The sequence below is a fragment of the Advenella sp. genome, from assembly GCF_052108595.1.
GTDB lineage: Bacteria > Pseudomonadota > Gammaproteobacteria > Burkholderiales > Burkholderiaceae_B > Advenella.
On the sequence record NZ_JBQEAU010000039.1, the window covers coordinates 1 to 18,151 of the forward strand.

The window sequence follows — 18,151 nt, forward strand, 5'->3', positions numbered from 1 at the left end:
GGGGTGGCCGCGCTGGGCCCAGTGGCATATCGTGCCTACCAGCGTTGGCAGGCAAACCAGTCTGACCGCCAGCCTGAAATGCAGGCATCTGCCCCAACCGCTGCAGCTGCCCAGCCACCGACACCCATCAATCAATTGCCGGCAGCGCAGGCCGAAGTGCAAAGCAAGGCCATTCTGACCGCCATGATTGCCGCCGCCAAGGCCGATGGCCACATCGAAGAAAACGAGCAGACCATCCTGGACCAGTATTTCAGCAAAATGAGCACGCCGGAAGAACAGGCATGGCTCAAGGCCGAACTGGCCAAACCGGTGGATCCGGTTGCGATCGCCAGCCTGGCAACAGATCCCCACCTGGCATCGCAAATGTATGCCATCAGCGTGTCCATTATTGACAGCACGAACTTCATGGAAAAAGCGTATCTGGATGAGCTGGCCAAGCAACTTGACCTGACGCCGGAACTCAAGACGGAACTTGAAACCCAGGTTGCCAAGGCTTAAGACATTTTTGGCCGGCAAAAGTGGCAACTGAACAGCGCCAAATAAATCCTGGCCAGTCAAAATATATCCTGACCGGTCAATAAGCCGGCCATCCAGGCGAGAACGGCTCGCCTATAACTACTCGCTACTACTCGTTAGCGGCGCGGCCGTTTCCCCTTTCACTTGCTTGCAAGGTCAGCCTGCGCGAAACCGCAAGGGGCTCAAAAGCCCGGGATCCACCCCCTGAACCAGCAAATCGTCCGGTACGGGCTCGTTCAAGGCCATTGCAACGGCCAGGCGGGAGACGCCGTCTGAAGATTGAATACCATAGCCGCCCTGCCCGGCTAGCCAGAAAAACCCTTCTTGCGCAGGATCCCATCCAATAACAAGGTTGCCGTCCGGCGCGAAACTGCGCAAGCCTGCCCAAACGTGCGTAGGCCTGCGAATCTGCAAGGTCGTTGCCTGCTCAATGTAATAAATGCCAGTTGCAATATCCAGCTCTTCGGCCACAACATCCTGTGGCTCCACATCATCCGCATTTGCAGGCGAACCCAGCAACTGACCGGCATCTGGCTTGAAATAATAGGTCTCTTCAATATCGCAAACCATGGGTAACGTCTCCAGGCTCAGCTCTTCGGGCGGAGTGAAGGTAAATGCACTGCGCCGACGTGGTTGAATCCCAACGGCCTGCACGCCGCAAGCCTGTGCAACAACATCGGCCCAGGCGCCGGCGGCATTGACAACGTGACGGGCGCGAAATTGCCTGCCGTCAGCACTCTCAAGGATCCAGACCCCGTCCTGCCGTCGACCCTGGCGAATGTCCACAGAGAAAGCCAGCTCGACGCCGTTGCGCTTCATTCCTTTCAGGTACCCCTGGTGCAAAGCGTCAACATCGATATCTTCTGCGTCTCGCTCATAAATGCCGCCGTATAGATCATCCGGTTTCATACACGGCACGCGCTCAAGGACCTGCGCCGCACTCAGCCATTCGACATTCGGAGCGCGGGCAAGCAGCTCACGATAGGTGCTGTCAAGAATCTCTTTTTGCGCATGGGTTGCCACATAGATGCAGCCCCTGGGATGCAGCACCGGATGTTCGGAAAAACCACTGGATTGGGCTTTCTCGAAAAATGACCGACAGGCGCGGGTTAGCGCCTGCAGTTGCGGTGGCCCGTAGGTTTCAATGAACATGGCGGCCGAGCGCCCCGTTGAATGGTATCCAGCATGCGCCTCTCGCTCGAGCACCAGAATCGTGCCGGGTCGCTGCGACAGCTGATATGCGAAAGAGGCGCCGGCAATCCCGGATCCGATAACAATATAGTCAAACACTGCTGCATTACTCAAAATCTTCCTCCGCTTCGTTGGCCGATGGCTGCTGTTTTTGTCGCCAGCGCATCGTTACCGTGCCGTGTCTGGCCGGGTAACGCCAGACCGAACACACCCTAAGATATTATGAATGAGATTAACCATAAAAGCACGCTCACCCCATGGATCGCACGGGGATTTACAGCCAACCGGTCTTGCGAAACTGACGAAACAGCAGGCCGCAAATCAGGAACATCAACAGCATGATCAACGGATAGCCGTAGGTCCAGTTCAATTCCGGCATATTGGTAAAGTTCATGCCATAGATCCCGGCAATGGCGGTAGGTACGGCCAGAATCGCGGCCCAGGAAGCCAGTTTTTTGGTAATGTCGGTCTGGTGCGCCTGGGCAATCATCTGGCTGGCTTCAAAGGCAAAGGCCAGCGATTCGCGCAAGGCGTTCATCTGGTCATCAATCCGCGCCACCCGGTCGGCCACGATACGATAATAACCCTGTGAGTCCTGCTCCACAAAGGTCAGATTGACCACCGACATACGGGTGCAGATTTCAATGACAGGTGCAATGGAGGTATGCACGCGCAATAAATCACGCCGCATCTTGTAGAGCTTGCGCACATCGGATTCGCGAAAACCATGCAGAATCATTTTCTGCTCCAGCTGTTCTACGTCGACTTCGAAACTGCCGGCCAGCGCCAGATAGCTATCTGCGAGCCCATCCAGTATTTCAGCCACCACGAAGTCACTTCCCCGGGCAATCAATTCCGGCGAGCCTTCCAGGCGCTTGCGCAAAGGCGTATTGGTCATTGCTTCGCCCCGCCTGACGGTAAGGATAAAGCTCTGCCCGAAAATCATCTGCATCTCGCCATAGACAATTTTCTTGTTTTCACGCGAGATGGTAACGGCGACAATCAGAATATAGTCGCCATAGTCGATCACTTTCGGACGGTAATGACGCTTGACGATTTCCTTGGTCGCCAGCTTGCTGAAAGACAGATTCTTACAGGTCATGCGCAATTCTTCGTCAGACGGATCCTTCAGGCCCGTCCATAGCAAGTGATCTGCATCGCGCTTGTAACCGGAGATGTTTTCAGGTGCAATAACGGCGTGAAGTTGACCGCGAACGTACTCCACAGAAGCCACTACGCCTGAGCTGCTATCAACGCTGGCGGTTTTGGCGTCTGCAGTGGCTCCCGTCTTCTTTTGCGGGGCGCCGGAGGCATCGGCTGTAGCGGCTGTAGCGGCTGTAGCGGCTGTAGCGGCGTTATCGCCGGCGACAACGCCGGCCCGCCCGCCCGCCTTGTTCCCCTGATTGTCGGCTAGCTGAGCGCCCGTGTTGTTGCCAGCCTGGCCTGCAGAGGCCGTGGCGCCTTCCTGATCTTGCACATTTTCCCGGGGGCCGGCAGGCCCCACGCTTTCATTGCTTTTTTCGCTGGCATCGGTTTTTTTTTCATCTTCCATAACAGACTCCCTGCAGATTGGCGATGATACCATTTTTACCTTACACCCGCGTTTACGGCAAATGCAAGCGATCTCAGGGGCAAAACCCGGTATAGTCAACCAGCCCGCGGGTGATGATCATGCGTTGTACTTCGCTGGTTCCCTCGTAAATCTGGGTAATGCGGGCGTCGCGGTAATAGCGCTGCACCGGATAGTCTTCAAGATAGCCATAGCCACCGTGAATCTGAATCGCCTGCGAGCAGACCTTCTCGGCCATCTCCGAAGCAAACAGCTTGGCCTGGGACGCTTCGGACAAACAGGCAATACCTTTGTCCTTCAAGGACGCCGCATGCAATACCATCAGCCGTGCAGCGTTGACCTGGGTATGCATATCTGCCAGCATATTGGCGATACTCTGGTGTTTGATCAGCGGTTCATTGAACTGAACACGGTCTTTGGCGTAAGCAATGGCGGCCTCAAGCGCAGCACGCGCAATACCCACCGCCTGAGCCCCGATACCGATACGTCCGTTTTCCAGATTCGACAGTGCAATCGATAAGCCCCGGCCACGTTCGCCAAGCAGATTCTCCTGGCCGATCGCACAGTTCTCAAGCGTGATGGCGCAGGTATCCGATCCTCGGATACCCAGTTTGCTTTCCACCCGGTTCACAATAAACCCCGGCGTGTCGGTCGGCACCAGAAAAGCGGAAATGCCGCGCTTGCCCTGGTCCGGATCGGTCAACGCAAAAACGATCGCCAGCTTGGCGCGCTTGCCATTGGTAACGAACTGCTTGGCGCCGTTGAGTACCCACTTGCCATCTTGCAACTGAGCGCGGGTTTTCAGGTTGTGCGCCTCAGACCCCGCCTGCGGTTCAGTCAGACAGAAGCAGGAAATGGCGCGACCGCTAGCCAGTTCGGACAGCCATTGCTTTTTCTGGGTGTCATTGCCGCTGTTGAGCAACGTTCCACAACCAACAGAGCAGTGAACTGACACCAGCGTGCCGGTTGCCGCATCGGCAGCGGATATTTCCTCCAGCGCCAGCGCATACGACACGTAATCGGTTTTCGATCCGCCCCACTCCTCAGGTACGACCATGCCCAGCAGGCCAAGATCTCCCATGCGACGCAATACATCATCATCAATCCAGCCGGCAGCTTCCCAGGCGGCAGCGTGCGGCGCGATTTCCTGCTGGGAAAAGTCGCGCGCCATATCGCGGATCATGCGCTGTTCTTCGCTGAGCGCCGTGTCGAATGTGCTCATTTCTCAACCTTTCCCATAGACTGGATGATGGCGGAAAAATCCAGATGACCATTGCCTTGTGCGCTGAAAGTCTGATACAACTGCTGCGCCGTTGCACCCATGACCACCGGCACTTTGGCCGCGCGGGCCGCTTCGGTGGCCAACCCCAGGTCCTTGAGCATCAGGTCAGCCCCAAAGCCGCCGGCATAGCCTTTGGATGCCGGCGCTGTTTCAACCACGTCCGGCCAGGGATTATAGACTTCGGTGCTCCAGCAACGGCCGGATGAAGTATTGATGATGCCGGCCAATACTTTGGGATCCATGCCCAGCGACACGCCAAGACTCATGGCCTCGGCCGCGCCGATCATGGAAATGCCCAACAGCATATTGTTGGCAACCTTGGCAACCTGCCCGTTGCCGGCTCCGCCGCAATGGACGATATTCTTGCCCATTTGTTCCAGGATCGGCCGGGCCTTGTCAAAGGCAGCCTGTTCTGCGCCAACCATAAATGTCAGCGTACCGGCCTTGGCGCCTACGGTGCCGCCGGAGACCGGCGCATCCAGCATGGCATTGCCTTGCCGCTGCGCCGCGGCAGCCACCTCGCGCGACGTTTGTGGATCGATGGTGGAAGAGTCTATTAACAGCACGCTCGGATCGACCGCAGCCAGTACCCCGTCCTCTCCCAGATAGACCTTGCGGACATGCACCGAGGCGGGCAGCATGGTAATGAGCACCTCGGGGCGGGCGGCCGCCACCTCCCGAGGTGATGCCGCCGAGGTGGCGCCTGCCTGGACCAGCTCGGCCACGGCAGAGGCGACCAGATCAAACACCTGCAGCTGATGGCCCGCCTTGAGCAGATTCAGCGCCATTGGCGCGCCCATATTACCCAGCCCGATAAAACCGATATTCATTGCTGTCTCCGTTATTTTTTGTCTGGCACAGGAAGGACCACCGCCCCGCCAGTGACCTGGACAATATTGCCTGTGGCCGGCCACGTCCCACACTGTGGGTGGTGATGCTGCGACCGACCGTGAACTCATTATACGAAAATGTCGATACCGCAAGATACTGCGAAATGGTCTTTCAGAATGTCATTTATAAGACGTTCTGCGGCCGTGTCGGCGCGCGGCGTCGTTCCTGTCTACACAACCCGCGATATCACCTGCCCCGTTTCAAAGAACCGGTCAAGGTTATCGACCACGCGTTGGCTCATTTTCAGACGGGTTTCCACGGTCGCGCTGGCCGAATGCGGCATCAGCGTCACGCGCTCGTGCTCGCGCAGCGCCGACGGCACGTCCGGCTCGTGTTCGAACACATCCAGTGCGGCAAAACCCAGCTTGTCCTGCTGCAGCAACTCGATCATTGCCGCCTCGTCGATCACCGTACCCCGGGAGACATTGACAACCGTCCCCTTGCGTCCCAGGGCAAGCAGCACCTCCCGATTGATCAGATGATGCGTGGAGGGGCCGCCCACACATGTGAGCACAAGATAATCGGCCCACTCGGCCAGCCCCGTCAGCGAGGCTTCATAGCCATACGATACATCATCGCGCGCCTTGCGATTATGGTAGCGGATCTCGCAATCAAAACCGGCTAGCCGGCGCGCCACTTCCACTCCGATACCGCCCAGGCCCACAATGCCCACATTCTTGCCGGATACGCTCTGCGCCAGCGGAAACTGGCCCTCTACCGGCCAGCGCCCTTCGCGCACATAACGATCGCCCCAGACCAGTTGTCGGGCGCTGCCCAGCAGCAGACAAACCGCCAGATCGGCAACACACGCATTCAGGACATCCGGCGTATTGCCCAGTTGTATGCCTCTTTTTTTCAGCTCGCCGGCGTCAATCGTGTCGTATCCCACGCCAAAACTGCTGACCACGCCCAGATCAGGCAGGCTGTCCAACCATTCATTCTTCAGTCCGTGCCCGGCAGTGGTCACCAGGCCGCGCACGCCCTTGCCATGTTCCGCCAAAATCGCCTGCGGATCTGCTTGCTCCCACAAGGCCAGCACCTCGTAGTTCTCCCGCAGATGACTATTGACCAGTTGTGTGCCGCTGGCGACCTGGACGATTTTTGTTTTTGCCATGATATCCTCCTCAAAAAACATTGTTTATGTTCACTGAAAAAGAGAATACCACGCCTGTGATCACGTGACATGCCCGGGCCGGGTGCAGGGTGCGCTTAACAAAAGAGGCATGACGGATTGGTCTGAAGGGATGGTCCTGGAATGCGCTTAACGGGACGATCTGAATGACGCAATGCCACGGCAGGCGGGCTTTTTCCAGAATAAATATTTGACTCGTTGTAGAATAATGGGTTACTCCCGATCTCGGGCAACTTTTATTGCAAATTCGATGTCTCTCATAGTCCACAAATACGGCGGAACCTCCATGGGCTCCGTTGAACGAATCAAGAATGTTGCGAAACGCGTGGCCAAGTGGCATAACGCCGGCCATCAGGTCGTGGTTGTGCCCTCGGCCATGTCCGGTGAAACCAATCGCCTGCTGGGGCTGGCCAAGGAAATTTCCGAATTGCCCGACGGTCGTGAACTTGACATGCTCGCCGCGACCGGCGAACAGGCAAGCAGCGCCCTGCTCGCCCTGGCCCTGCAGGCCGAAGGCATCAAGGCCCGCAGTTTCACCGGCTGGCAAGTGCCTGTGAAAACAGATTCCTCTTTTACCAAGGCTCGCATCAAGTCCATAGACGACAAACGCGTCAAGGCCGAGCTCGATAGTGGCCGGGTCGTCATCGTCACCGGTTTCCAGGGCATTGACCCTGACGGCCATATCACGACGCTGGGTCGCGGCGGCTCCGATACGTCGGCTGTTGCCATTGCCGCTGCGGTCGGCGCCGACGAGTGCCTGATCTATACAGATGTCGATGGCGTCTACACCACCGATCCGCGCGTGGTGCCCGAAGCCCGGCGCCTGTCTGTCATCTCCTTTGAAGAAATGCTGGAAATGGCATCGCTGGGCTCCAAAGTCCTGCAAATCCGTTCAGTCGAGTTTGCCGGCAAATACAAGGTGCCGTTGCGCGTCCTGTCATCGCTCACCGACCCTGCAATTGCCCTGCAGGAAGAGAAAAATTCAGGAACATTAATTACCTTTGAGGAAGATTCAAAAATGGAATCCGCTGTCATTTCCGGTATCGCGTTCAGCCGCGACGAAGCCAAACTGACGTTGCTGGGTGTACCTGACAAGCCCGGCGTTGCCTATGCCATTCTGGGGCCCGTTGCCAAAGCCAACATCGACGTCGACATGGTCATCCAGAACCAGTCTGTCGATGGCACCACCGACTTTTCCTTTACGGTGAACCGCGCCGAATTCAAACGGGCGACGGAACTGCTGACCGACACCATCCTGCCCGCAGTCGGCGCCCGCGAAGTGCTGACCGACGACAAGGTGTGCAAAGTGTCTATCGTGGGTATCGGCATGCGCTCACACGCCGGCGTCGCCAGCCAGATGTTCAGCACGCTGGCCAAGGAAGGCGTCAACATCCAGATGATCAGCACCAGCGAAATCAAGACCTCGGTTCTGATTGACGACAAATACATGGAACTGGCCGTGCGCGCCCTGCACAAAGCCTTTGGCCTGGACCAGGAAGTCGAACAGGCCTGATCGTGGCTCAATGGCCGGGGCAACAGCAGGTTTGGGGGCAGCAAACGTGCCAGGCAATAGCGCTGCTGCCACACCCCGGTAAATTTTCCGCTAGTTGCTGCCCTTTTGAGCAAATTTTGTGGCGGCCGCGACAAAAATCGTGTTAGAATCTCGGATTGTTCGGAGACGTGGCCGAGAGGCTGAAGGCACTTCCCTGCTAAGGAAGCATGTGGGCTAAAACCTGCATCGAGGGTTCGAATCCCTCCGTCTCCGCCAAAAACACTTAAAAGCCCTTGAATTTCAAGGGCTTTTTCATTTTTCACGGCGCGATGATCGGTCCCATGGACCAGCCGCCGCGCTTTGGCCGTACCATATTGCCCTTTATCTTCGGCCCTTTATCTTCGGCCCTTTATCTTCGGCCCTTTATCTTCAGCCACCTATCCGCAGACCTTTATTTGCGAACCTCGGGGGTTATAGCACATACGAAGTTGCTGCCCACCCCCAAGCGGGATGTCCTGCGACCCGGTCTTTACCGAGCAGCAAGAACCTGTCCTATCGTTTGATACGCTGCCTGCAACTGTGCCGGGCTGGTTACATAGGGCGGCAACACATACACTGTCTGGCCAATGGGACGAATCAACAAGCCTTTTTCCAGAAAGCGCTGGTGCAGCTGTCCTGCCGAATGCGGATATGACTGCGGCAAATCAAAGGCAGCAATGGTTCCGGTAATCCGAGGGCGCAGTATCGCCGGCACGGCCTGTTGCAGCAGTTGCAATCCCTCATGATGACATTGCGGCAGTACCTGCAGTGCGCGCGACGTTTCATCGGTAATTAGCAAAGCCATTGCCGCGACGGCGGCGGCGCAGGCCAGCGGATTGGCTGTATAGGAATGTCCGTGAGAAAACGCCCGGTCAGCCTGCTCAGATAAAAAGGCCTCGTAGATATGGTCGCCCGTTATGGTTAATGCCAGCGGAAGAAAACCGCCTGTTATCCCCTTGGACACGCATAAAAAATCCGGCACTGCGCCTGTCTGCTCAAATGCAAAGCGGGTGCCGGTGCGGCCGAATCCGGTCATGACTTCATCGAAGATCACCAGCGTGTCGTGCGCACGGGCCAGTGCGCATGCCTTGGCAACAAATTGCGGCCGGCACATACGCATGCCTGCTGCCCCCTGCACCAGCGGTTCCATGATCATGGCCGCGACCTGGCCTGCATGTCGTATCAGTGCGGCTTCCAGTGCCGCAAGCGCTGCCTGCTCCCGGGCCTGTACCTCTTGGTCATTCCACCAAGTATCCGGAAAAGGTACCACCACCGACTCGAAAAACAGCGAACGGAATTGATCGTGATAGCCGCAATGCGCGCCAACTGACATTGCGCCAAAGGTGTCGCCATGGTACCCACCTTCAAAGCCGATAAACAGCTTGCGCTCCTGTCCATGCGCATTTTTCCAGTACTGGTGCGCCATTTTCAGTGCAACTTCAACGGCCGTCGACCCATTATCGGAAAAAAAGAACTTGCGCAATTTTTCAGGCAGCATGGCACTGAGCGCCTCACACAATTGCACGGCAGGCTCATGGGTGCAACCGGCGAACAGCACATGCTCCAGCCTGTTTGCCTGCGCGGCAATACTTTGCGCAATGTGCGGGCAGCCATGCCCGAACAGGTTCACCCACCAACTCGATACCAGATCAAGATAGGCATTATTATCCGTATCGTAAAGCCATGGTCCGCGCCCATGCGAGACCGGCAGGCGTGGCGCGGCGGTTTGTTCCTGAGTGAACGGATGCCACACCAGCGCCTTGTCCCGTTCCGCCAGCGTGCGGTTCTTTCTTGCGTTCATTCTTGCACTCCCAAAGCATGTTTAAGCGCTGACGTCGGCGCGATTTGCATCAAGGTAGATGCACTGACTCCGGCAGACAGCACCGGAATGTGCTGCAGCACGGGCACACTGCCATAGTCTGCAATTGTGTCCGCAGTCATATCGCATGGCGGGCCGTTCAGTATGACGCCCAGCACAGCAATACCCCGCAAGCGCAAGGCCTGCAAAGTAAGCAGCGTATGGTTAAGCGTTCCCAGCCTGGTCGAAGCCACCACCAGCACAGGAAGAGCCAGCCAGGCGATCAGATCGATCATCAGGCATCCCGCGCCCAGCGGGACCATGACGCCGCCGGCGCCCTCCACCACCAGCCGTTGCGCGTCAGGCAGGCGGATGTTGTCCAACGCAAGCTGCCTGCCCTCCAGCCGGGCGGCGTAATGGGGTGACGCCGGCTCGTGCAGCCGGTATGTTTCCGGGTAAGTATGACAACCGGCATGGATCTTCACCCACTCGCTATCGGTCATCGGCAGCAAGCCTGCCTGCACCGGCTTGAAATAGTCAAACCCAAAATGCCGGCATAGCCAGGCCGACACCAGCGTCTTGCCCACATCGGTATCGGTTCCAGTGACAAAAATACGCATGATCAACTCCTTGTCGCTGGACGGGACAAGTGCTGCACAATGGCCTGGGCCAGCTGGTTCACGCTATCGCTATCATGAAGCGCATTGATGGCAATACGCAATCGGGAAGTACCAGTCGGTACGGTGGGCGGTCGGATCGCTGACACCATCATGCCTTCTTCCAGCAGCACTTTCTTCAATGCCAGCGTGTCGGATTCATCTCCCAGACATACTGGCACGATATTGGTGCCATCGCCCATGACGGTTAGGCCGCGAGCACGCAACAGCTGGCGCAGCAAATCGGCCATGGCAAATACCTGCTGGCGTTGCGCAGCAAGCGCCGGAACCATGCTCCATGCCTTAGCTGCCGCCGCCACGCTCATGGGCGACGGCGCCGTTGAATAAATGAAGCCGGCCGTTCTGTTCAACATGAATTGCTGCATGATCGTATTGCAGGCAATGTATGCTCCGGCGCCACCGATAGCTTTGCTGAATGTCCCCATCACCATATGCGGCACCGGCGACAAATCGACTGTCGTGGACAGGCCATAGCCTTGCGGGCCATACAAACCTGTCGCATGCGCTTCATCCAGATACAGAAAACAGTTGTAGCTGGCGGCAATATCGACCACATCCGCAATGGGCAACAGGTCCGCTTCCATCCCGTGAACGGTTTCAGTCACGATAAACGCGGGCCGGGACGCCACTCGATACTTTTGCAACTGACGGCGCAGGTCGGCCATGTCGTTGCGCTCGAACAGCACATATTCCGCCCCGGATAAAAACATCGCGTTATAAAGACTTGAATGATTGAGTCTGTCGAAAAAAACAATGGGTGCCGCCGGCAGGACACGCTGGCTCAGCAGACTGGCCAGTACGGTCATATTGGCCTGATAACCCGAACTGAATATAAGGGCCGCCTCGGTATGCTTGCTCTGGGCGATCTGCCTTTCAAAGGATTCAATCAGACTGTAGTTTCCGGACAGCAATCGGGAACCAGTTGAACCGGCACCGCATTGCCTGGCAGCTTCAATCGCGGCGTTCACAACATCGGGATGGGTAGCCAGGCCGAGATAGTCGTTACTGGAAAAGTCGAGCGAGACCGGAAGATCCACTTGCGGCAACGCGCGCAGCCGGCTTTTAGCGGCCTGCTCAACACAATACTGATCGTAAAAATGATACATGGGGCGACACCTGAATATTTGTCGCAAACATGAGGCTCCCAGCATCAACCGGGCATATGCGACGTTCAACCCCTATTCTAAAAAGAAGGCTTTGCAAATGAAATTTTAATAAATTGAAAAATAGGCGCAAAATAACAGACGAACAGTGATGTTGCGCAAAAATAGTCACCTAGCCTGATGAATGTCCGCCATCGGGAAACCCCAAGCGAGCGCAATCGCGGGCGCCGGTTGCCTGGCAAGTGCCACGCAAACCTATTTTTATATGCGTTGCGCGTCTCTTACATCTTACCCGCGAACATCACTTCGTATAATGCACATAGCACCGCAGCTTGCGAACCCCTGACCGGCATCCCACTTTGAATCAGACTGTCATGTACAACCCCTCCCACTTTCGCGTTGCCGACCCCGAGGCAATTGCAGATTTGATACGCCGCCATCCGCTGGGATTGCTTATCTCCCAGAGCCCCGAAGGCGTCCAGGCCAGCCCGATCCCGTTTCTGTACTTCCCCGAAGAGGGCGAGCACGGCACATTGCGGGCACATATGGCGCGGGCCAACCCGCATTGGAAATTATTGACGGCAGATCATGCCTGTCTAGTTGTGTTCCAGGGCGAACAGGGGTACATCTCGCCATCCTGGTATGCAAGCAAGGCAACGACCCACCAGGTTGTCCCCACCTGGAATTATGTCATGGTGCAAATGCGAGGCACCCTAGCCACCACAGATGACGCCGACTGGCTGCAAAGCCAGATCAGCGCCTTAACCCGCATGCAGGAAACCGGCAGGCCTGCTCCGTGGCAAGTAACAGATGCGCCAGCCGATTTTATCGACCGACAAAAGCGCGCCATCGTCGGACTGGAAATCACGGTTGCGAGCATCGATGGAAAATGGAAATTGAGCCAGAATCGCAGCCAGGCAGATCGGGCCGGCGTCATTGAAAACCTGCGCGATGACGACGGCTTGTCCGGCAATAGCGCGTTGGCGCAGGTTATGGCGTCAGCAGGAAAAACCTGATAGCCCCAGCCGGATGCAGCATGGGGCAGCTGCGTCCAGCCCTCGCCCGTCAGCGTCGGATGCCAATAAGAAGCGTGCGCGATTGTCCGCCAAAGCGTCGAAATACCGATGCGTCACGGATGTGCACCTTGAGCCTGTACTCAACGAATCGACATCAATCTATAAAAACACGATACTGCACAAAATCTGTTCGGCTGGCGACCTGATCATAAAGCGTTCTTGCCGTGGCGTTACCTTCGCGCGTCGTCCAGTACAACCACTCATAGTTGTTGCTGGTGGCAAAATGCCTGGCGTACTCAAGCAATTGCCGGGCCACGCCGTTCTGCCTGTGGGCCTGGGCGACGAACAAATCATTCAGATACAGACGGTCTTTTTGCGACCAGGTGGACCGATGACCAATGAGATGCGCAAACCCGACGACTTGTCCGCCCCGAACAGCCACAAATGCATGCATGGGCTCTTTCCCATCTATAAAACGCTGCCAGGTAGTCTGGCTGATCTGCGCATCTTCCGGCTCACCATAAAACGCCAGGTAGCTGCGCCATAGCACGCCCCACTGATCAAAATCCTCAACCTGCGCAAGCCTGATATCCGTATCCTGCATATGTAATTCCTGTAGTTGAAACGACTGCGAATCAGCCTGATTGCAAGCCATAACGCCATGACAGTTGACATAGGATCGCTATCTTTTGCATCAGCAATTTTTCACTTTGCCTATTAATGTTATTATTTGAACATAGATCTTTGGCTGGCATTCATTCTATCTGACACTATTCTGAATCCAATATTCCTTATTAAATACCTATTTAAAGACAGGAGTTATTATGAAAGAGAAGAGCAAGACAAGTATGAAAAAAAATACCGCTAGTCGCCTGCAACTGGACGAGACGGCCATTGAAAAAGCAAAGCAAAGTCTGGATGATGGCGCCGTTATAGGGCATGACAATCCCTGGCGCGAAGACATTGTGCGTCTGCTGAACGATGCGTTAGCGACAGAGATTGTCTGTATCTTGCGCTACAAGCGCCACCATTTTACTGCGACGGGATTGGAGTCCCCTGCCATCGCCGATGAATTTCTGGTGCACGCCAATGAAGAATCGGCGCATGCCGACTCCATTGCCAAACGCATCGTGCAACTGGGCGGTGAGCCGGATTTTTCACCAGACACGCTATTGGCCCGCAGCCACGCCGACTACAACGACGACGCTGAATTGCACGACATGATCAAATCGAATCTGATTGCCGAGCGGGTCGCGATTGAATCCTACACGCAAATGATTGAACTGATCGGCGACAAGGATCCCACAACACGCCGACTCCTGGAGAGCATCCTGAATGACGAGGAAGAACATGCCGACGAACTGAGCGACTGGATGCGATCCGTCGTAACCAAATAAGTAGTACGCTGAAATAACATTTCCGGAAAAAATCAGCTTGCAATGGCAATTGGGCGTTGACAGTTTATTCGTAATCGCGGATTATCACGTTTGTATTTGTAATTAGACCGACATAGGAGAATAAATCATGAAAAAATTGGGACTTGTTGCTGTACTGGTATCTCTGCTCGGCCTGGCTGCATGCAATACCATTTCCGGTGCCGGACAGGATCTGGAACGCGGTGGTGCTGCGATCTCGGGTGCCGCTGAACGCCATAAATAAATTCCAGGCGTCAATATCCCGGTGATGTTCCCTGTCTAACAACAGACGACAAGATCGGTGATCGACCAAAAGCTGCCTTGTGTGTGCCTTTATGCATGCATTACACAGGCAGCTTTTTTATAGCCCGCCGCTGCTCGCGAATTGGCCGCGCCGGAGTCATCAAGCGCACCGGCAGCCGGCCGTCCTAGGCGAGCACTTTCTTCATCCGCTCGAAATCGCGACGATATTGTTTGGCCAGCTTTGTCTTTTGCGCATCAGTCAGAATTTTTCCCGACGCCTGAAAGAATTTTTTCTCCTCCTCACGCAAATGGTGGTGCACCTTTTTGGACAAGGCCTTGGCCTGAGCCATCCACCCCGGTGAATTGGATGGCTCAGACTGCAAACCCTCCAGCATTTCCTCAATCTCATGATGTTCAGCCAGCGCATGTCGCGAAGGCGACAACCCGTTGTCATCCATCAGAATGGGCGCATACAAAAATCGCTCTTCTGCGGCCGCATGCGCTTCGAGTTCAACATACAGCGCCTTGAAAATATCGTCCCGGCTGCCCGTACCGGGCTTGGTGCGAAGCAGCCGTTTACAGAGACTGCGTTGCGTTTCGTGACTCTCGCGCAGTGCATCATAAACTGTTTCCATCATCGGTCCCTTTCATATTTTCCGTTTTTCGGGGCTTTCTGCGCCATACACGATGGCCGTCATGAAGCCATAAGCAAGTGCAACAAAATTCACCAGTCGCAATCACTCCCCTCATCTAGCCCCAACCCAGAAAAATATGCAACATCGCACGTTGCTCCGGAACAACAAAACTCATGCAAACAAAGCCGAAATTGCAGTCTTGTCGCGCGTTATCAACATTTTTTAAAATACAACGTGAAAAGCACTTGCAATCAGGCCTTGTTTAGCGCATAATTCTTTTCTTGCAGTTACAGCGCGCCCGTAGCTCAGTTGGATTAGAGTACTTGGCTACGAACCAAGGGGTCGTGGGTTCAAATCCTGCCGGGCGCGCCACATTACTTAGGGTCTCCATATGGAGGCCTTTTGTTTTTTGTATTATTGAAACGAGGTTGCCCGTAGACTGGCTGCAAAATGTAGCCGGGCCAAAAAAGATTACTTCTTTGACCAATTACTCGGTAAGCAAAATCATATTAACATGACCGCGTTAGTGGCCATCGTCATTTAGTTCGCCCGTTGGACGGCCCAGTTGCGTGACATTAGTTCGCCGATCCGCATGGCCGGTTGCATAAACAAGCGTGTGAGCACCTCTTTCAAGTACGCATAAGGGTCATGACCATCGAATCTGGCTGACCGCACGAGCCTCATGACAGCAGCAGCCCGTTTACCAGTACGCAGGAACCCGGCAAACAGCCAATTGTTATGCCCGGGCGCATCTGCTGTACGTGAAATCAGGGCAACATCAATCTTGTCTTGCACAACAATACCGATCAGCATGCCCTGCCCTATTGAACCGCAAAATGCTCGTTCAGGAATCGTAGGAACGCGCGTACTCGCGGCGCCAGGGTCTTGCCAGGCGGATACAAGACATACATCATGTCTTGTGTCGCGGGCGGGTAATCGGTCAATAACTGAACAAGCCGGCCCTCGGCAATATCAGCGGCGATATGAAATTCGGCCAAGCGCACGATTCCCAAGCCCACGAGGGCCAGAGTACGCAGCAATTCGCCCTGATCGGCGCCCACCACCCCTTGAATGTTGACGGCCTTGGGGACACTGTTTTCGATGAAGGTCCAGGCGTTCCACTGTTGTCGTACCGTAAAATTCAAGCAGTGATGGCTATGCAGCTCGTCAGGAACCACCGGCACCCCGTTCCTCTTCAGATACGCCGGCGCGGCAGCAATAATCCAGCGCCTAAGAAATAATGGCTTACCCACCATGGACAGTTCTGTCGGGCTTCCGCTGTGAATCGCTACGTCAATATCCTTTTTCAGGAAATCGCCGCGATCAGTCCCGATAATGAATTCGATACGTAAGCTAGGATGCCTTTTCAGCAACAAGGGCAGCAGCGGAGCCAACTGATATTTGGCAAAGGTCAGACTGGTATGTATGTGTAGTACCCCCGTCATTTCCGATTCATTTGGCGTTACCGAATTTTCAGCTTCAGTCATGGCGTCGACCACTTTCTTTCCATGCTCGCGAAATCGCTGGCCTTCTTGTGTTAATCGTATCGTCCCAGCAATACGGTCGAACAATCGAACTGCCAACCGCGATTCCAGGCGGGCAATTATCTTGCTTATCGCGGAAGGAGTGCGTGACAGCTTGCGTCCGGCAGCAGAAAAACTGCCTTCTTCTACGACACACAGAAACACCAGTATTTCGGCAAATTTATCCATACCTTCCCTTATGAATAATTTCATAATATTGATTCTCAGATAGGGTTGATTGTGCCACGCCTCTGTCTATAGACTTGTTGTTAGGCAGCCTACTTGAACACCCATCTTAATCACAAACAACCAAAATATATACCGATGTACTGGCCACGCTCACGTATTAGCTGCACAAATATGCGGCTAATATTGGAAGATCAAGAATTCGCCCCCCGAGCTTGCGCTTCGGCCGGGGGTCGTTACTATTATCTTTACCAGCACCAGACGCCTGTTTGATAAGCGGGGCTTTGTCGTCACTTTAGCGTCTAATCTTAAGGGGGAGCCATCAAGCGTCTACACGTTCCTGATATTTCGAGGTTTCGTTCGGCTTTACCTCGTGTAAAACAGGGGCTTCACCGACCGTGACTCCAACCACGCATTCATTTTCAAATGAGCGCTCCTGTTAAATAGGTGCAAACCCAACCGGTTTGCACCTATAGCAACGGTAGTTTGTTGGTCTTGACCACTTCTGTCCATTTGGCCACTTCGGATTTGATGCGGTCAGCAAACGCTTGCGGCGTATTCTTTACCCGTCGCGCACCCATACCTTCAAGCTGTTTAGTTACATCTTCGTCAGTCAAAGCTGAAGCGATGGACTGATTCAATTTTTGTACTACATCGGTAGGCGTGCCGGCGGGAGCCAAGATACCGAACCAGGCTGATACTTCATAGTCAGGCACGCCAGATTCGCTAATGGAAGAGACGTTCTTGAATGTTGGCCATCTATCTTTTGTCGTCACGGCCAGAGCCCGTAGGCTACCTGCCCGGATGTGCCCCGCTGATGAGGGCAAGTTATCGAATCCAACTTGGATTTGCCCACCTATCACATCATTCAGCATGGGGCCACCCCCTTGATACGGCACGTGGACCATATCGATACCTGCCTTGGCTTTCAGCAGTTCGCCGGACATGTGAGGGCTGCCGCCCATGCTGGTCGAGCCAAAGCTGACTGCACCTGGATTTTTTTTCGCATATGCGATGAACTGCTCGAATGTCTTAAACGGAGCATCTTTATTCGCAATCATGACGTTGGGCGTGTCGGCCACAATGATTACGGGTGCGAAGTCCTCTACCGTTCGATATGACAGCTTTTTGTACATGGCTGCATTGATACCGTGGGTATTGATGGTACCCATGACCAGGGTATAGCCATCTGGTTTGGCTCTGGCAACGGCCAATGTCCCAATTTGACCGCCTGCTCCTGGCTTGTTCTCAACGACAAAAGTCTGTCCCAGGCTTTTGGTCAGTTTCATGGATACTAGGCGAGCAAGAAGATCCGTGGTGCCGCCTGGAGGATAAGGAACCACTATCGTCACTGAGCGTTCGGGATACGCAGCATGGGCTACCCCGCATACCGCCATCGCTATGCCAAGGCTTAGCGCCGTTACCATTTTATTCTTAAACAT

At 55.0% G+C, this 18,151-nt stretch carries 17 protein-coding genes, 2 tRNA genes and 1 pseudogene; 7 read left to right on the plus strand and 13 right to left on the minus strand.

Translation table 11 applies throughout. The annotated features are described in order from the left end of the window. Positions 1–498: tellurite resistance TerB family protein (locus ACTIKR_RS08995; RefSeq protein ID WP_442327672.1), on the plus strand; the 498-nt coding region annotated here is incomplete at its 5' end. Between the two features lie 174 nt (positions 499–672). Here ACTIKR_RS08995 and ACTIKR_RS09000 read toward each other — a convergent pair. The 5 genes from ACTIKR_RS09000 to ACTIKR_RS09020 all read right to left on the minus strand — a co-directional run bounded on the left by ACTIKR_RS09000 (position 673) and on the right by ACTIKR_RS09020 (position 6,567). Further along, on the minus strand, positions 673–1,821 hold the full coding sequence (locus tag ACTIKR_RS09000; protein ID WP_442327673.1) for an NAD(P)/FAD-dependent oxidoreductase: 1,149 nt from the start codon (positions 1,819–1,821) through the stop codon (positions 673–675). Between the two features lie 160 nt (positions 1,822–1,981). After that, positions 1,982–3,259, minus strand: a complete 1,278-nt coding sequence (locus ACTIKR_RS09005; protein WP_442327674.1) for a magnesium and cobalt transport protein CorA — start codon at positions 3,257–3,259, stop codon at positions 1,982–1,984. A 73-nt stretch (positions 3,260–3,332) separates the two neighbouring features. Then, complete coding sequence (locus tag ACTIKR_RS09010; RefSeq protein WP_442327675.1) at positions 3,333–4,499, minus strand: acyl-CoA dehydrogenase family protein; 1,167 nt, start codon at positions 4,497–4,499, stop codon at positions 3,333–3,335. After that, the gene (gene mmsB / locus ACTIKR_RS09015; protein ID WP_193088674.1) at positions 4,496–5,389 is read right to left on the minus strand and encodes a 3-hydroxyisobutyrate dehydrogenase; all 894 of its coding nucleotides are present in this window, start codon (positions 5,387–5,389) and stop codon (positions 4,496–4,498) included. The genes ACTIKR_RS09010 and mmsB overlap by 4 nt, the downstream gene beginning before the upstream one ends. A gap of 230 nt (positions 5,390–5,619) precedes the next feature. Continuing rightward, positions 5,620–6,567, minus strand: coding sequence for a 2-hydroxyacid dehydrogenase (locus ACTIKR_RS09020; protein ID WP_442327694.1), 948 nt, complete (start codon positions 6,565–6,567; stop codon positions 5,620–5,622). Between the two features lie 265 nt (positions 6,568–6,832). On the opposite strand from ACTIKR_RS09020, the gene ACTIKR_RS09025 reads away from it, so the two are divergent. Next, positions 6,833–8,095 carry an aspartate kinase gene (locus ACTIKR_RS09025; protein ID WP_442327676.1) on the plus strand — a complete coding sequence of 421 codons (1,263 nt, stop codon included), beginning with the start codon at positions 6,833–6,835 and terminating at the stop codon, positions 8,093–8,095. A gap of 161 nt (positions 8,096–8,256) precedes the next feature. Further along, positions 8,257–8,350: transfer RNA gene (locus tag ACTIKR_RS09030), tRNA-Ser, on the plus strand. A 253-nt stretch (positions 8,351–8,603) separates the two neighbouring features. Here ACTIKR_RS09030 and bioA read toward each other — a convergent pair. From bioA to ACTIKR_RS09045, 3 genes are read right to left on the minus strand one after another with little or no spacing between them, the layout of a single operon-like run. Further along, positions 8,604–9,914, minus strand: coding sequence for an adenosylmethionine--8-amino-7-oxononanoate transaminase (gene bioA / locus ACTIKR_RS09035; protein ID WP_442327677.1), 1,311 nt, complete (start codon positions 9,912–9,914; stop codon positions 8,604–8,606). Beyond that, complete coding sequence (bioD, locus tag ACTIKR_RS09040) at positions 9,911–10,531, minus strand: dethiobiotin synthase (protein ID WP_442327678.1); 621 nt, start codon at positions 10,529–10,531, stop codon at positions 9,911–9,913. Before bioD ends, bioA begins: the two co-directional genes overlap by 4 nt. 2 nt (positions 10,532–10,533) lie before the next feature. After that, positions 10,534–11,694, minus strand: coding sequence for an aminotransferase class I/II-fold pyridoxal phosphate-dependent enzyme (locus tag ACTIKR_RS09045; RefSeq protein WP_442327679.1), 1,161 nt, complete (start codon positions 11,692–11,694; stop codon positions 10,534–10,536). A gap of 371 nt (positions 11,695–12,065) precedes the next feature. Between ACTIKR_RS09045 and ACTIKR_RS09050 the strand changes: the two genes are divergently transcribed. Continuing rightward, a complete protein-coding gene (locus tag ACTIKR_RS09050) occupies positions 12,066–12,707 on the plus strand; it encodes an FMN-binding negative transcriptional regulator (protein WP_442327680.1) in 642 nt (213 codons plus the stop codon). A 154-nt stretch (positions 12,708–12,861) separates the two neighbouring features. On the opposite strand, the gene ACTIKR_RS09055 is transcribed toward ACTIKR_RS09050, so the two are convergent. Beyond that, positions 12,862–13,311, minus strand: a complete 450-nt coding sequence (locus ACTIKR_RS09055; RefSeq protein WP_193088680.1) for a GNAT family N-acetyltransferase — start codon at positions 13,309–13,311, stop codon at positions 12,862–12,864. Positions 13,312–13,531: 220 nt separating this feature from the next. Between ACTIKR_RS09055 and ACTIKR_RS09060 the strand changes: the two genes are divergently transcribed. Together ACTIKR_RS09060 and ACTIKR_RS09065 are read left to right on the plus strand one after the other, a co-directional pair. After that, on the plus strand, positions 13,532–14,104 hold the full coding sequence (locus ACTIKR_RS09060) for a ferritin-like domain-containing protein (protein ID WP_442327681.1): 573 nt from the start codon (positions 13,532–13,534) through the stop codon (positions 14,102–14,104). Between the two features lie 127 nt (positions 14,105–14,231). Then, positions 14,232–14,366, plus strand: a complete 135-nt coding sequence (locus ACTIKR_RS09065; RefSeq protein ID WP_014751378.1) for an entericidin A/B family lipoprotein — start codon at positions 14,232–14,234, stop codon at positions 14,364–14,366. 184 nt (positions 14,367–14,550) lie between these two features. Here ACTIKR_RS09065 and ACTIKR_RS09070 read toward each other — a convergent pair whose 3' ends face one another. After that, positions 14,551–15,003, minus strand: coding sequence for a hemerythrin domain-containing protein (locus tag ACTIKR_RS09070; protein ID WP_226816877.1), 453 nt, complete (start codon positions 15,001–15,003; stop codon positions 14,551–14,553). A 291-nt stretch (positions 15,004–15,294) separates the two neighbouring features. On the opposite strand from ACTIKR_RS09070, the gene ACTIKR_RS09075 reads away from it, so the two are divergent. Beyond that, positions 15,295–15,372, plus strand: a tRNA-Arg gene (locus ACTIKR_RS09075). A gap of 168 nt (positions 15,373–15,540) precedes the next feature. On the opposite strand, the pseudogene ACTIKR_RS09080 reads toward ACTIKR_RS09075, so the two are convergent. The 3 genes and pseudogenes from ACTIKR_RS09080 to ACTIKR_RS09090 all read right to left on the minus strand — a co-directional run. Next, a pseudogene (locus tag ACTIKR_RS09080) lies at positions 15,541–15,750 on the minus strand (transposase domain-containing protein); the annotation flags it as partial. A 71-nt stretch (positions 15,751–15,821) separates the two neighbouring features. Then, positions 15,822–16,712, minus strand: coding sequence for a LysR family transcriptional regulator (locus ACTIKR_RS09085; RefSeq protein WP_442327682.1), 891 nt, complete (start codon positions 16,710–16,712; stop codon positions 15,822–15,824). A 467-nt stretch (positions 16,713–17,179) separates the two neighbouring features. Then, positions 17,180–18,151: a Bug family tripartite tricarboxylate transporter substrate binding protein gene (locus ACTIKR_RS09090; protein ID WP_442327683.1), complete on the minus strand. Its 972-nt coding sequence runs from the start codon at positions 18,149–18,151 to the stop codon at positions 17,180–17,182.